This window comes from Arthrobacter sp. MYb213, assembly GCF_002979915.1.
Taxonomy (GTDB): Bacteria; Actinomycetota; Actinomycetes; order Actinomycetales; family Micrococcaceae; genus Glutamicibacter.
This window is the reverse complement of the sequence record NZ_PCQA01000004.1, coordinates 436,282-450,159: the sequence shown is the minus strand read 5'-3', so window position 1 is coordinate 450,159 and position 13,878 is coordinate 436,282. Positions and strand designations below refer to the sequence as shown.

General features: G+C 55.9%; 14 protein-coding genes. 4 read left to right on the top strand and 10 right to left on the bottom strand.

What is annotated here, in order from left to right; translation table 11 throughout:
• Positions 1–451: 451 nt before the first annotated feature.
• The 4 genes from rlmB to CQ011_RS12420 form a co-directional block, all read right to left on the bottom strand.
• Positions 452–1,435: a 23S rRNA (guanosine(2251)-2'-O)-methyltransferase RlmB gene (gene rlmB / locus CQ011_RS12435; RefSeq protein ID WP_096256191.1), complete on the bottom strand. Its 984-nt coding sequence runs from the start codon at positions 1,433–1,435 to the stop codon at positions 452–454.
• 46 nt (positions 1,436–1,481) lie between these two features.
• Positions 1,482–2,933: a cysteine--tRNA ligase gene (gene cysS, locus CQ011_RS12430; protein WP_105678021.1), complete on the bottom strand. Its 1,452-nt coding sequence runs from the start codon at positions 2,931–2,933 to the stop codon at positions 1,482–1,484.
• Positions 2,934–3,002: 69 nt separating this feature from the next.
• Positions 3,003–4,244 carry a 2-C-methyl-D-erythritol 4-phosphate cytidylyltransferase gene (ispD, locus tag CQ011_RS12425; protein WP_105678020.1) on the bottom strand — a complete coding sequence of 414 codons (1,242 nt, stop codon included), beginning with the start codon at positions 4,242–4,244 and terminating at the stop codon, positions 3,003–3,005.
• 115 nt (positions 4,245–4,359) lie between these two features.
• The gene (locus CQ011_RS12420) at positions 4,360–4,845 is read right to left on the bottom strand and encodes a CarD family transcriptional regulator (protein WP_096256216.1); all 486 of its coding nucleotides are present in this window, start codon (positions 4,843–4,845) and stop codon (positions 4,360–4,362) included.
• Between the two features lie 348 nt (positions 4,846–5,193).
• Here CQ011_RS12420 and CQ011_RS12415 point away from each other — a divergent pair, with 348 nt between their 5' ends.
• A complete protein-coding gene (locus CQ011_RS12415) occupies positions 5,194–5,733 on the top strand; it encodes a hypothetical protein (RefSeq protein WP_105678019.1) in 540 nt (179 codons plus the stop codon).
• Positions 5,734–5,837: 104 nt separating this feature from the next.
• Here the strand turns inward: CQ011_RS12415 and CQ011_RS12410 are convergent, their stop codons facing one another.
• Together CQ011_RS12410 and CQ011_RS12405 are read right to left on the bottom strand one after the other, a co-directional pair.
• Positions 5,838–6,518 carry a winged helix-turn-helix domain-containing protein gene (locus tag CQ011_RS12410; protein ID WP_096256195.1) on the bottom strand — a complete coding sequence of 227 codons (681 nt, stop codon included), beginning with the start codon at positions 6,516–6,518 and terminating at the stop codon, positions 5,838–5,840.
• Positions 6,515–7,729, bottom strand: coding sequence for a sensor histidine kinase (locus CQ011_RS12405; protein WP_181148103.1), 1,215 nt, complete (start codon positions 7,727–7,729; stop codon positions 6,515–6,517). Before CQ011_RS12405 ends, CQ011_RS12410 begins: the two co-directional genes overlap by 4 nt.
• 192 nt (positions 7,730–7,921) lie before the next feature.
• Between CQ011_RS12405 and phoU the strand changes: the two genes are divergently transcribed.
• Positions 7,922–8,575 (top strand): phosphate signaling complex protein PhoU, encoded by a 654-nt coding sequence (phoU, locus tag CQ011_RS12400; RefSeq protein ID WP_105678018.1) that lies wholly within the window; start codon positions 7,922–7,924, stop codon positions 8,573–8,575.
• Positions 8,576–8,960: 385 nt separating this feature from the next.
• On the opposite strand, the gene CQ011_RS12395 is transcribed toward phoU, so the two are convergent.
• The 4 genes from CQ011_RS12395 to CQ011_RS12380 all read right to left on the bottom strand — a co-directional run bounded on the left by CQ011_RS12395 (position 8,961) and on the right by CQ011_RS12380 (position 11,862).
• The gene (locus tag CQ011_RS12395) at positions 8,961–9,263 is read right to left on the bottom strand and encodes a DUF4193 domain-containing protein (RefSeq protein ID WP_105678017.1); all 303 of its coding nucleotides are present in this window, start codon (positions 9,261–9,263) and stop codon (positions 8,961–8,963) included.
• Positions 9,264–9,465: 202 nt separating this feature from the next.
• Positions 9,466–10,212 carry a phosphoglyceromutase gene (locus tag CQ011_RS12390; protein ID WP_105678016.1) on the bottom strand — a complete coding sequence of 249 codons (747 nt, stop codon included), beginning with the start codon at positions 10,210–10,212 and terminating at the stop codon, positions 9,466–9,468.
• Positions 10,213–10,337: 125 nt separating this feature from the next.
• Positions 10,338–10,649, bottom strand: a complete 312-nt coding sequence (locus CQ011_RS12385) for a DUF2516 family protein (protein WP_105678015.1) — start codon at positions 10,647–10,649, stop codon at positions 10,338–10,340.
• Between the two features lie 55 nt (positions 10,650–10,704).
• Entirely contained in the window at positions 10,705–11,862 is a 1,158-nt protein-coding gene (locus tag CQ011_RS12380) for a trans-sulfuration enzyme family protein (RefSeq protein ID WP_105678014.1), read from the bottom strand.
• Between the two features lie 145 nt (positions 11,863–12,007).
• On the opposite strand from CQ011_RS12380, the gene tmk reads away from it, so the two are divergent.
• Both tmk and CQ011_RS12370 read left to right on the top strand, forming a co-directional pair.
• A complete protein-coding gene (gene tmk, locus CQ011_RS12375) occupies positions 12,008–12,661 on the top strand; it encodes a dTMP kinase (protein WP_105678013.1) in 654 nt (217 codons plus the stop codon).
• Positions 12,658–13,812 carry a DNA polymerase III subunit delta' gene (locus tag CQ011_RS12370; RefSeq protein ID WP_105678012.1) on the top strand — a complete coding sequence of 385 codons (1,155 nt, stop codon included), beginning with the start codon at positions 12,658–12,660 and terminating at the stop codon, positions 13,810–13,812. Before tmk ends, CQ011_RS12370 begins: the two co-directional genes overlap by 4 nt.
• The last annotated feature ends 66 nt before the right edge of the window (positions 13,813–13,878 follow it).

Below are 13,878 nucleotides of genomic sequence, written 5' to 3'. Positions count from 1 at the left end.
TTATATATCCACCAAATTAAAAATAATTCGGTATCAACAAACTTGGCACACTATTGAGTTCTCAAACAACAAACACTCTCGACACCACAACCACCAAAACTCGGTGACTGCTTCGCTCCGGAGCAACTTTACAAGCTTACCACCTTGTTGACCGTTGTCAACTGGATGTTTCCGACTTGTTCACGTCCCTTGAATTCGTATCCCTTGCGGGCAATCCGTTCAAGCGGCGCGAGAAGTAACTCTACACGTCTTGCGGGTGAACGCAAAATCGTCCATTACACCGGTTATTCATCGCGAATTTCCCGTAGTTCCGGGAAATTCTTGCGGATAAATCCTTAGAGACTGCCGCAATCAGCAAAAAACAATCTTATGAAGCAGCTCACGCTTAAAGTAGTTGGGCTGGTTTCCCCGCCAAATGACGGGGAAACCAGCCCAACTGTAATTTATGTGCCTACTTGCTTTCGGCGTTACGCAAACGAGAAACCTCGTATAGCGAGATTCCCACAGCCATCGAAGCGTTCAATGACTCCATCGCGGAGTCGATAGGAATCGAAACGATCGCATCGCAGTTTTCGCGAACCAAGCGGGACAGGCCCTTACCTTCGGAACCGACAACGATGCACAGTGGACCGGTGGCTAGTTCCAGATTTGGCAGATCCATGTTGCCGCCGGCGTCCAGGCCAATAACGAAGATTCCGGCAGACTTGATTTCTTTCAAGGCATTGGTCAGGTTGCTGCACTTAGCAACTGGTACTCGTACCGCTGCACCAGCACTGGTCTTCCAAGCCGAAGCGGTCATCCCGACACTGCGACGTTCTGGGATGATCACGCCGTCAGCACCGAAGGCCGAGGCGGAACGAATGATGGCGCCAAGGTTACGTGGATCGGTAATTCCGTCCAAAGCAATGAACAGTGGCTGGGTGCGCTTGTAGCCGCGGGCATAATCCTTCACGGATTTCTGCGCCAGCTGTACAGCGTCCTTGTACTCATATGGCGGGATCTGTAGGGCGAGGCCCTGGTGGATTGCACCGTCGGTCATCCGCTCAAGTTCTACCTTGTTGGCTTCCATCAAGGGGATGCCAAGCTCGTTAGCAAGCTTCAACGACTCACGTACGCGGTCATCAACCTCGATACGAATAGCAACGTGCAACGCCTTCGCCGGAATTCCAGCGCGCAAAGCTTCAACAACCGAGTTACGGCCGGTCACCATTTCCGCGTTCACCTTGATGCGGTCGTTGCGCTTAGCTGCGGTGCGCTTGTTAGCAGCGCGCTCGGCTAGCTCCTTGGTGCGGTAAGCCTTGTGGTAAGGACGATCCTCGGCTTTCGGGGTGGGGCCCTTGCCCTCTAGGGAGCGACGGCCTTTGCCGCCACTGCCCTTAGTTGGGCCCTTTTTGCCCTTGCGAACCGCTCCCGCGCGTTCTTGAGGAGTACTCATTTGATCTGTCCTTTGTTATGAATTCTTATATTGGCCGCGGGTGCGGTTATTTGGTCAGGATCCAGCGGGCACCGTCGGCTGAATCAGCCACGGTAATACCTGCCGAAGCTAGCGCGTCTCGGATTGCATCCGAACGCGCCCAGTCTTTCGCGGCACGCGCTTGGGTTCGCTCCGCTAGTTGCGCTTGAATCAAAGTGTCTAGCGCTTCGGCTTCCGCGCTGTGCGCAGCGTTGGAGCCGCTTCGTGCATCGTCGAGTCCAAGAACTTCGGTCATGGCCAGCACCTGGCCGAGGGATTCGTACACGATTGCGTCATCGTTCGCATCCAGCCCGGCATTTCCGCGGCGCACCGCTTCATGCAATGCGGCCAGCGCCATTGGTACGTTGAGGTCATCATCCATGGCCGCACCGAAAGCTTCGGGCACCGTGGTTGCTTGCACCGAGCTACTGCGGTTTGCAGCCCGGTATTTAGCGTTAGAAATGAACGTATCGATACGCTCTACCGCGGCGGCGGCCTCGGTCAACGAATCTGGGCGGTAATCCAACTGTGAACGGTATTGAGCCTGGCCCAGGAAGTATCGAACAACTCGGGCTTCAGCCAACTGCAACATTTCTTCCGGAGAAATCGTGTTGCCAATGGACTTGCTCATCTTTTCTCCGGCATAGGTGACCATGCCGTTGTGCATCCAGTAGTTGGCAAACCCTTGGCCGGCGGCAGTTGACTGCGCCAACTCATTTTCGTGATGCGGGAAGCGTAGGTCTAGTCCCCCACCATGAATGTCGAAGTGAGTACCCAGATATTTAGCCGCCATGGCCGAGCATTCCAAGTGCCATCCGGGACGTCCTCGTCCCCATGGGCTGGTCCAGGATGCGGTGATGGGGTCGCTTTCCTTGTGCCCCTTCCAGAGGGCGAAGTCACGCGGGTCGCGCTTGCCACGCGGATCTGCGTCGGTTGCAGCCTGCATGTCATCGATTTTCTGTCGGGTCAATGAACCGTAGGCTTCGAAGGAACGCACGTCGAAGTACACATCTCCGGAGTGATCGGTCGCCGGGTAGGCATGCCCCCGGGAGATCAACGTTTCGATCAGCTCATGCATTTCGGTGATATGCCCGGTCGCACGTGGCTCGTAAGTTGGCCTGCGTACCCCAAGTGCCGCATAGGCCTTAGCAAATTCTTGTTCAAAGCGGTAGGCCAGCGCGTACCAAGCTTCGCGTGGCTGATAATGCTGGTCAGCCGTGAAACCCTCGGCAAAGGAGTTCGCCGATTTTTCCAGAATCTTGTCATCGATATCCGTCACGTTACGCACGGTGGTGACGTTATATCCACGGTATTCGAGCCAACGCACCAAGATGTCATAGGCAATAGCGCTACGCACGTGACCTACGTGCGGCATTCCCTGCACGGTTGCGCCACAGTAGTACAGCTTCACTTCGCCGTCGGTTAACGGCTTAAAGTCTCGTACGGACGCAGTCTTGGTGTCATAAAATCGCAGGCTCACATCTTTAAGGTTATCCGAAGAAACTCATGGTTGTGCAGGGATGCGATAAGGAACGCACCGACGTGTTCACTACTGGCCCTCTGAAAGCACCGGATAGACCAGTGCGGTGGCATACGCGGTGACCCCGATTCCTTCGCCTTCGTAGCCCAATCCGTCGCTGGTTGTTGCGGTGACGCTCACCGGAGCACCGAGCACGTCGGAAAGCAATTGGTTAGCTTCTTCGCGGCGGGCAGCGAAGCGTGGACGGCGGGCCACAAACTGTACCGCGACGTTCCCGATTTCGAATCCGGCCTCGCGAACTAGCCGCGCGGCTTCTGCAAGCAGGCTCACACCGCTGGCACCAGCAAATTCTGCTCGATCCACCCCGAAGTGCGTGCCCAGATCACCTATACCGCTGGCGGAGAACAAGGCGTCGCAGGCTGCGTGAGCTACCGCATCCCCATCCGAATGCCCTGATAACCCAATGTCATCCGGGAAGAAAAGCCCAGCGAGCCACATCTGTCGTGTCGGATCGGTGCTGACCGCGTGAACATCGATGCCGTTGCCGATACGTGGGATGACCATATTTTGCTCCAGTTGATTGCGCGGTGCTGTCTCGAACAGTCGGTTGACCGCATCTAGATCCTCAGGATGGGTGACCTTAAGTGAGCGCGCATCGCCGGGAACGACATGTACTTCGATGTCACAAGCCCGAACAATCGACGCATCGTCGGTGACTCGCTCTAAATCTTTAAGACTGTAATGATCTAACCGTGCGTGAGCTTCCAGCAGCGTTTGCGCGGCGAATCCTTGCGGAGTTTGTACCGCACGCAGAGTACTTCGGTCCGGGGTCTGAACCAGGATCTGGCTGTCGGTTTCTGGGTCGTTGGCCACCACACTGATGGTGTCTGTCACCGCCAAGGCAGGGATGACCGCTTGCACTCCGGGCTTACCCAGTTCAGCAAGGATTGACTCATATTGGGCTACGGGTGCGAAGGCTCGGGCGGCGTCATGCACCAGAATATGACTGGCATCCGCGCTCACCTTGGCAAGCCCATTACGCACCGACGCGGCTCGGCTGCTTCCACCGGGGACCGTGCGCACCAGCTGCGGATAACCCGATAGCTTTTCGGTTAGCCGGGTATCTTCCGGAGGTACCACGACGATAATTTCCTTGATCCGTGGAACACAGAGCATGGTGTCTAAGGCGTGCTCGGCTAAAGATTTTCCGCGCACCTGAACTAACGCCTTGGGCATTCCGGCGCCTAGACGGGTTCCCGTCCCTGCTGCCACGAGGATTACTGCTACGGATTGTTCTTGTTGCTCGCTCACGAGGCTCAGCCTATCGCGCAACGCGGAACTGATTAAATGACTAAACCGTGGGTCGCTTTGCGGCGTCCCACGGTTACTTGTCTTTTAGCTTCTGTTGCTACTGACTCAACAAAATTTAGGCGGAAGCCAAAACTTCGTCCAGTAGAACTTCTGCCTTGGTCTCATCCAGATCCTTGGCCAGAGCCAATTCACTGATCAATACCTGACGGGCTTTGGAGAGCATACGCTTTTCGCCTGCGGACAGGCCACGGTCATTCTCGCGACGCCAAAGGTCGCGAACGACCTCTGCCACCTTGATGACATCACCGGAGGCAAGCTTTTCCAAGTTTGCCTTGTAGCGGCGCGACCAGTTGGTCGGCTCTTCAGTAAATTCAGCACGAAGGACATCGAACACATGGTCCAAGCCTTCCTGACCTACCACGTCACGCACGCCAACCAGATCAACGTTCTCAGCTGGAACCTCAATGGTCAGGTCACCCTGAGCCACCTTGAGCTTGAGATACATTTTCTCTTCGCCCTTGATCTTGCGCATTTTGATCTCTTCGATCATTGCCGCGCCGTGGTGCGGGTAGACAACAGTCTCGCCAACCTCAAAAACCATGTGAATAAACCCCTTTCCCACCTCCCAGTCTACCACGGGCAGGCCTGCGAAAATCTTCACTATGGCCCAAATAACCCCGAAAAGACGCGGAAGAACCTCTTCCACTTGCGGGAGAAACGTGGTATGAAGTTAACAGGTTGAGCGGACCACCCCTTTCCCACAAACCGCAACAATCTACTACAACTTGTCGAAATCGATGTGTTGCACGTCGCTAAATCACGTTCTAGGGCGAATTACGGTTAGGCTTAGTACTAGTCGTGGTCTTCGTGTTCCCCTGCGCCTTGGGTGCGGAACACCGAAAACGGCCGCGAATCCGCAACTCATTATTCTCACCGAGGAGTTAGTGCCGTGATCACCGCACGCATGACCGCTGGACGTCGTATTGCTACGTCCCTAGCCGTGGCTGCCCTGGCATTCGGTGTCACCAGCTGTGGCGCCATCAACCAGCAGTCAACTACTGACCACTACAACGCATCCGATGGCATCCATGTTGATGTTGCCAATGCCGAGGTTCGCAACCTGATGTTCGTCGCTAACACCGACGACTCCAAGGCCCGCCTCATCGGCTCGGTAGTCAACGATTCAGATAGCGCAGTCAGCGTGCAGATCAAGGCCGGTTCAGCCGCAGCCGTAAGCATCGACGTTCCTGCCAAGCAGGTCGTGAAGCTGGAAGATGACAAGAACGAAAAGGTCATCTCCTCACTGGGCGTCAAACCAGGTGAGCACGCACAGACTACCTTTACCGCAGCCGGCAAAAACGTTAACTTCAGCGTTCCAGTTGTCGATGGCACCCTTGCCGAATACCGCGACTTCGTTCCGGGCGGTTACGATTCAGCCACTACCGAGCACCTGAAGCCGGTCGAGCACGAGTCAACCTCGGGCCACTAAGCAACTCAAGCAATAAATAAAGGCTTCGGCCTTCGACGATTCCCTGCTTAGAGTGAATCGGTCGAAGACCGAAGCCTTTGCTGTTTCTCGGGTTACTCTGCTGTTTAGGCTACGAACTTATAGCCGAGCCCACGCACGGTAACCAGGTGTTCCGGGATTGCCGGATCCGCCTCAATCTTTGAACGTAGTCGCTTCACATGCACGTCAAGAGTTTTAGTGTCTCCCACATAATCACTGCCCCACACACGGTCGATCAGCTGACCACGAGTCAGCACCCGGCCGGCATTGCGCAGCAACATTTCTAGCAGCTCAAACTCTTTCAAAGGCATAGCCACCTCGGCATTACTCACCGAGACCACATGGCGTTCAACATCCATGCGTACCGGGCCGGCGGTGACCACATTGGTAATCAATTCCTCGGCCTCACCTTGCCGGCGAAGTACCGCACGGATGCGAGCCAGCAGTTCGCGTGAGGAGTATGGCTTGGTGACGTAGTCATCCGCGCCGAGCTCAAGTCCCACCACCTTGTCGATTTCCGAATCCTTGGCGGTGAGCATGATGACAGGGACCTGGCTGGTGGCACGGATCTGCCGAATCACCTCGGTGCCCGGTTGCCCGGGAAGCATCAAGTCAAGCAGCACCAAATCGGCGCCGTGGCGCTCAAAATCGGTGACAGCCACAATACCGTCGTCGGCGATGCGCACCTCAAAACCTTCACGTTCCAACAGGTAGGAAAGTGGGTCTGAGAGCGACTCTTCGTCCTCGACGATCAAAATGCGGGTCATCGGCGTTCTCCTTCACGATCCGCCACACTCGTGGCGCTCGCTTTATCATTCGTCGTATCGGTGGCCAATTCCGAGGGCTCGGCCCCTTCTTCATCCACTATGGGAAGTCTGAGTGTGAACGTGGATCCCTGTCCGGGCTGCGACCACAACGACACTTCGCCGCCATGGTTTGCCAGGACGTGCTTGACGATGCTCAACCCTAGGCCGGTGCCGCCGGTTTGCCTCGAACGTGCACCATCGACCCGGTAGAAACGTTCAAAGACACGTTCCTGTTCCTCGGCGGAGATTCCAGGTCCCTGGTCGGTGACCGAAATCTGTGCGTAGCCATCGCGCTGACGCAATCCAACCCCGACGGTAGTATTTGGCGGCGAGTAGCGGATCGCGTTGTCGATCAGGTTACGCAGGGCAGTCATCAGCAGATCGCCGTCGCCGTGGATTGCCACATCGAGCTTCCCGCCCACGGTAATGCTGATGCCCTTTTCCTCGGCCAGCAGCTTATTGCGATCAACCGCCTCACTGATCACCGCTTCAATCGCCACGTCTTCACCATGCAGGATCGAATCGCTGGACTGTAGCCGGGACAATTCGATAATGTCCTGGACCAAAGCTGCCAAGCGTTTTGATTCCTTTTGCATACGGGTAGAGAAACGACGTACCGCAACCGGGTCATCCGCGCCGTCATTGATCGCCTCGGCCAGCAGCGACATCGCACCGACCGGGGTTTTCAGCTCGTGGGAAACGTTCGCTACAAAGTCGTTACGCATCGCCTCGGTGCGGGTGATGTCGGTGCGATCATCGGCCAGCAGCAGGATGTATTCCTCGCCTAGCGGGGCCACGCGTACATGCACGATTAGTTGTCCCGCGCCTAGGGTGGCACGTTGCAACTCATATTGGCTTTCGGCAATAACCCCATCGGCGCGTACCTGACGCACTAACGTGGCAAGTTCCTCGTGGACCAGTGTGTGTCCGCGTACCAGCCCATAAGCATAGGAAGCGGGGTTGGCACGAACCACGCCGTCCACGTCGTCTAGGATCACAAACGCGCGACCAATGACCGAGAGTACCGAGGCGGCACCTTCGGGCAGTATCGGTTCGTCAACATCGGGAAGCCCGGAGGCACGCCGCTGCGAAAAGCGGTAGGCGGCCAGCCCAACTAGTCCCAAGGCTAAACCGATCAGGCCGGCGAGCAGGGTCGAAATCACTTCGTTCACATTATTAGACTAGCTTCCATGACACGTGGTGGAGGTGCCAAATGACGCTAATTAGCGCTTTTCTGTAGGCTGTTCACCAAACGTTCACTTTCCGTGGGATATTCGTTAATAACCCGCTGGCAAGGTGGAAGCAGACCCTCCGCCATGCCCAAAAACTGGGGCATAGGATTCCGTAACTCGAAAGGACCTTCAATGCGTAAGGTATTTCAGGCAGATCTGCAGCAAATCGGCGAAGAGCTGATCGAAATGTCCCGGTTGGTGGCCATCGCCATGGACCGCGCTTGGGATTCGCTGGCCAACGCCGACGTTGATCTGGCACAGGAAGTCATCGCGGCAGACGCGAAAATCGACTTCCTACAGAATCAGCTCGACGAGCGCGCCATCGACACCCTCGCTTTGCAGGGTCCGGTTGCCTCGGACCTGCGCATGATTGTTGGCTCGTTGCGCATGAGCGCCTCGCTGGAGCGCATGGGCGACCTCGCACGGCACTTAGCTCAGCTAACCCGACTACGCTTCCCTAATCATGCAATCCCGGAGCGGATTTCCGAGACCTTCGCACAGATGGCGGAGGTAGATATTCAGATTGCTAAGGAAGTCGGGCGTCTACTTGATACCCGCGATCTGGCGATCGCTAGGGAAATCATTGAATTGAACCACAAGCTGGACGGGCTGCACGCCAGCGTGTTCACCGTGATCGCTGACGAATCCTGGGATGCCACGGCGCCAACCACCGTAGATGTCTCGTTGACCAGCCGCTACCTTGAACGGTTCGGTGATCACGGGGTATCTGTAGCCCGCAAGGTGACTTACCTAGTAACCGGCGAATGGGATCCAGCTGAGTTCTAAACTCAATTCATTTGGACCATAAAATTTAACGGCGGTGCATGCTTTCGGTTCATTCCGATAGCCTGCACCGCCGTTTGTTTTCCCCGTTGCGCGCTGAAGGGAAAGTGTTTGCAAAAGATGACCAAGGCTCACTTCGAGATATGCGCCCTAAGCTCGTGTAGGTCCATTTCCCAGCCCCGCACCCCACTAGCCACCCCGTTGCCCGCGCAGGGCCTACGCGTCGATGGCACGGCATTGAGCGCAGGAATGGTCGACGCCTAAGCGTGCGACTTCTTAGCCGGCCGATTTAGAGGCTTAAAACGTTAGGGGATGGTGCATCAGTAGACGCACCATCCCCTAACTACTGTTGGGCCACAAGAATGTAGACCAACATCAAGATTGGGTATTACCCTTCGCATTCAACGCAGAAACCTACGTTGCCCTCTTCACGAACTAGCTGTGAGCGGTGACGAATCAAGAAGCACGAGCCACAGATGAACTCGTCTTCCTTCTGCGGAACAACCGTAACGGTTAGTTCCTCGTTGGACAGGTCTGCGCCTGGCAGGTCCATACCGTCGGTGTGATCAGCTTCGTCGAGCTCGCTCACGACGCTCTTGGCGTCTGGTGCGTTTGCGGACTTAACCGCGTCTAGAGAAGCCTTACGCGCCTCGGCAACGTCCGGGCGGACTTCATCGTAATCAGTTGCCACGAATTGCATTCCTAACGTGAGCCATTGAGCCTATTCGAAATAGGAGATTACAGCATACTAATACCAGAAACACAATCGTGTGGCGTTGTTTCGCTCACAGCCTGTCATTCATTTGGATTTTAGGCTTAAGAAACAACGAGACGGACCGGCGCTTTCAAGAAAAATGAAAGCACCGATCCGCCTCGGGAAAATCGAATAAGGACTACTTACGGCCCTGATTCGCTACGGCCTTGATCGCATCGGCAGCAGCATCTGGGTCCAAATAAGTTCCACCAGCGGTGATTGGCTGGAAGTTTTCATCCAGTTCATAAACCAGTGGGATGCCGGTAGGAATATTCAGTCCGGCGATGGCCTCGTCGCTGATTCCGTCCAGGTGTTTAACCAACGCACGCAACGAGTTGCCGTGCGCCGTGACCAAGACGGTTTTCCCTGCGGACAGGTCAGACTTAATCTCGTTTTCCCAGTACGGAAGCATCCGCTCAAGTACGTCCTTGAGGCACTCGGTGCGTGGAGCGTTCTCGCCTAGTTCGGCGTAACGCTCATCGTTTGCCTGGCTGAATTCCGAGGCGTCGTCCAGGGCCGGTGGCGGAGTGTCGTAGCTACGACGCCACTGCATGAACTGCTCTTCGCCGAACTCGGCCAAAGTCTGCGCCTTGTCCTTGCCCTGCAACGCACCGTAGTGACGTTCGTTCAGACGCCAGTCACGGTGTACTGGGATCCACCCGCGACCGGCAGCCTCAAGCGCGAGGTTGGCGGTAGTGATCGCGCGGGTCAGCAGCGAGGTATGCAGTACCTCAGGCTTGTAACCGGCCTCGGTCAGCAGTTCGCCACCACGTGCGGCTTCGGCGCGACCCTTGGCAGTTAGGTTCACGTCGTACCATCCGGTGAACAGGTTCTTTTCGTTCCATTCGCTCTGCCCGTGGCGAAGCAAGATCAAAGTATGGGTCATAGTCTCCATCCTAGCCAATCGCACACAACTACCGCGCGAAAGTTAAGCTGTCGCGCAAAAAAACAACACCCCGAACTTCATCTGGCGAAGTTCGGGGTGCTAAAAGTTTTATCTGCAGGCTTGGCCTAGTTGTACCAGTTGCCGCTCTGGCCACTCACCGCAGGTTTGACGTCAGCGAGGTACACGCAAGCGACACAAGCGGAAATTAGCTGCAGGAACCCGCCACTGCTCGCCGGGCCGGAGATCACGGTAAGTACCGAAATGATCGTGGCGCCACCGGTCAATGCCATCCACCAGCCCTTGGTGCGCTTACCCTCTTGGGTGTAGCGCGCCGCCTGGTGACGTACACAGTCAGCTAATGCCCAGATGGCGATTATGCCAACAACAATGCTGAGCGCATACATCATGTACGCCTCAATTAATAATGCTAAGCCCATGTCTACACTCTACCTTTTGTGCAGGTAGACACGGCAACCACTATTGCGCGAGTCTTCAGATCAGTTCCAAGGCTTGGTGCAGATCTAGCCACAGGTCTTCGACCGCCTCGATGCCTACCGAGAGGCGAATCAAATTGTCCGGAACACTGTCAGGCTCGTTGGCATGGCGGGCTCTGCGTTCGGCCAGAGTTTCTACCCCGCCCAGTGAGGTAGCACCGGTAATCAGCGCAAGCTCATCGATGAGCTTGTCCGCATCTGCGGCAGTTGTACCAACGGTAAAGGAAATCACCGATCCGTAACCGCTCATCTGCTCGGTAGCGCGCTGATGCCCGGGATCTGTGGAGAGCCCCGGATACCGCACGGAGGTCACCTTTGAATGTTCTGCAAGGCGCTCGGCCAAGATCTGACTGTTTGCCTGCGACCGTTCGATTCGCACCGAGAGCGTACGCACTCCACGCAAAGCCAAGAAGACGTCCATTGGCGAGGCGATAGCACCGTGCAAGGTGCGGTGCCCATGGAGTTTATTGCGCAATTGCTCATCGCTGGTAACCACCGCGCCGAGGATCAAATCCGAATGCCCCGAAAGGTACTTAGTCACCGAATGGACCACTAGATCTGCACCCAGGGTCAACGGCTGTTGCAGCAGGGGTGTAGCGAAGGTGTTATCCACAATGCTCAACACTCCTGCACCCTTCGCTGCGGCCAACAGGGCAGGAAGGTCCGCAACTTCCAACATCGGGTTGGTGGGTGATTCCAACCAGAGCACGTCGGCGCCACTGATCGCGCGGAGCACCTCATCGGTATCAGCAACATCAACGGGACGGACTGTGAAACGGCCTGCGGCTTGCAGTTCGGCACTCAAACCCAGTGATCCGTTATACGAATGTTTTGGTAAGACAAGCACGCCGCCCTCGGGGACCAAGGTCAACGCCGCGGAGATAGCCGCCATCCCGGAGGAAAAGACTAACGCCGGATAATCTGCCTGCTCTAGCTGACCTAATACTTCCTCGAAAGGATCCCAGCTGGGGTTCGAGAATCTTGCATACACGCGATCTCCCGCACCAGCCAAACCATGCGAATGATAGGTCGAGGTGAAGGTAATCGGATGATTGACCGGACCATCATTAATGTGCGCAGGGCGTCCCCCGGCGACGATCAGCGTCTTGGGGTCCCATGATGGCGTTGGTGTGGAAAGATCTTGCTGTTGACTCATGAGCACCAGATTACGCCCGTCAACCCTTGCATCGCACAAGCGTTAACGCACGAAGCACAGGATATGACTCGGCTTGTTCGTCACTCTTAGCTCTGTGGCCCGCAAAAGTGCCTTTTTACTCGGTCATGTTAGCTAGGGTAGAGGGGTGAGTATCGATTCGACTGCATCCCAGCGTGGCCTGTTCATCGTCTTTGAAGGCGGCGACGGTGCCGGCAAATCCACTCAAGTGGACATGACCCGCCAGTGGTTGGAAAATCGTGGCTCCCGCGTAGCCACCACCAGGGAGCCAGGTGGCACCCAAATCGGTGAGAAGTTACGTTCTTTAGTGCTTGAGCATGGTCACGGCGAGATTGATTCGCGGACCGAAGCACTGATGTATGCTGCTGCGCGCGCGGCCCACGTGCAACAGCTCATAAAGCCAAAGCTAGACTCCGGGACTCACGTCATCTGCGATCGCTTTGTGGATTCCTCATTGGCCTATCAGGGCATGGGACGAGCGCTCGGCTTTGAAGCCGTCGCCGCCATCAATGATTTTGCTACCTCAGGGCTGAAGCCAGATGTCACGATCATCTTGGATATTTCCGCTGCTGATGGCCGCGCCCGACGAATTGCAGCTACCGACGGAGTGGAGCAGGCCGATCGGCTAGAAGCTGAGCCAGATGAATTTCATGAGCGTATCCGCAACGCATTCTTGGAACTGGCAGCGAAGGACCCGCAGCGCTACTTGATTATTGATGCCACCGGCGGGATTGCGCAGCTCCAAGAGCAAATAACTACGCACCTTGCAGGCTTACTGTGAATCGGCCGGTCTTTGCCGAGCTCGCCGGCCAGCAGCGAGTGGCCGATTCACTGATTGCTGAAGTAGATCAGGGAAATCCGACTCATGCGTGGCTGGTGACCGGCCCACCGGGTTCCGGACGAACCACCGCGGCGCGAGCGTTTGCTGCGGCACTGCAATGCACCCAGACTCCAGCTGGCTGTGGTCAGTGCGAAGCCTGCAAGCAGGTCATGGCCGGCAATCACCCTGATGTGTCTTTTGTGTCGACGAATAAGGTCGCCTACCAGATCGAAGATGTTCGTCATTTGATTACCCGTGCCCAAGAACGCGCGGGAAAAGGTAAGTGGCGCATCATCATCATTGAAGATGCTGACCGGATGACTGAACGAACGACGAATGTTTTGTTGAAGGCCATTGAAGAGCCGCCAGCAATGATGATCTGGATTCTCTGCGCCCCCTCACCTGCTGACGTGCTGGTCACCATTCGTTCTCGCTGTCGAGCAGTTAATCTTTCGGTGCCCTCAGCAGCTGACGTAGCAGACCTCTTAGTTCGACGTGATGGTTTAGACCCGCAGATGGCACAGTTTGCGGCTCGTGTTTCACAATCGCATATCGGCGTAGCGCGTCTGTTGGCTCGTGACGAAAAAGCTCGTGAGCGCCGCGAGAAGGTTGTCACACTGCCGCTGCGACTTTCTACTCTTCCTCAAGCAATGGCTGCCGCCGCGGATATATCGACTCTGGTTAGTGAACAATCCGAGGCCATGACTGGTTCGCAACTCAACGCTCAAATAGCAGAATTACGCCATGCCAATGGGTTGGGTGAAGAGGAAAATATTCCACCTGGGTTGCGTAGCCAGTTTAAATCTTTGGAAGAAAATGCCAAACGTTTCGCCAGGCGTGCCACTTTTGATGCGCTTGACCGAACGCTGATAGATTTGACCACTTTTTTCCGGGATGTACTGAGCTTGCAACTACATTCGGGGATTGAGTTAATCAACGAACATCTTCGAGAGAAGCTAGAGCCTTATGCTGCTTCACAACGCAGCGAAAAGACCCTGGCCCAGCTGGACGCCATTAACGAAACCCGACAGCGACTGGCGGCCAACGTTAATCAACTTATTGCGTTGGAAGCCCTGATGGCTCGGTTGCTCCCTAAACCGGGCCGCCGATAGGCCTGCCGCCACTCATTTCTCACATTCCTTCTACTCAGGAGACGCAACAGTGCCTGCACGCTCTTC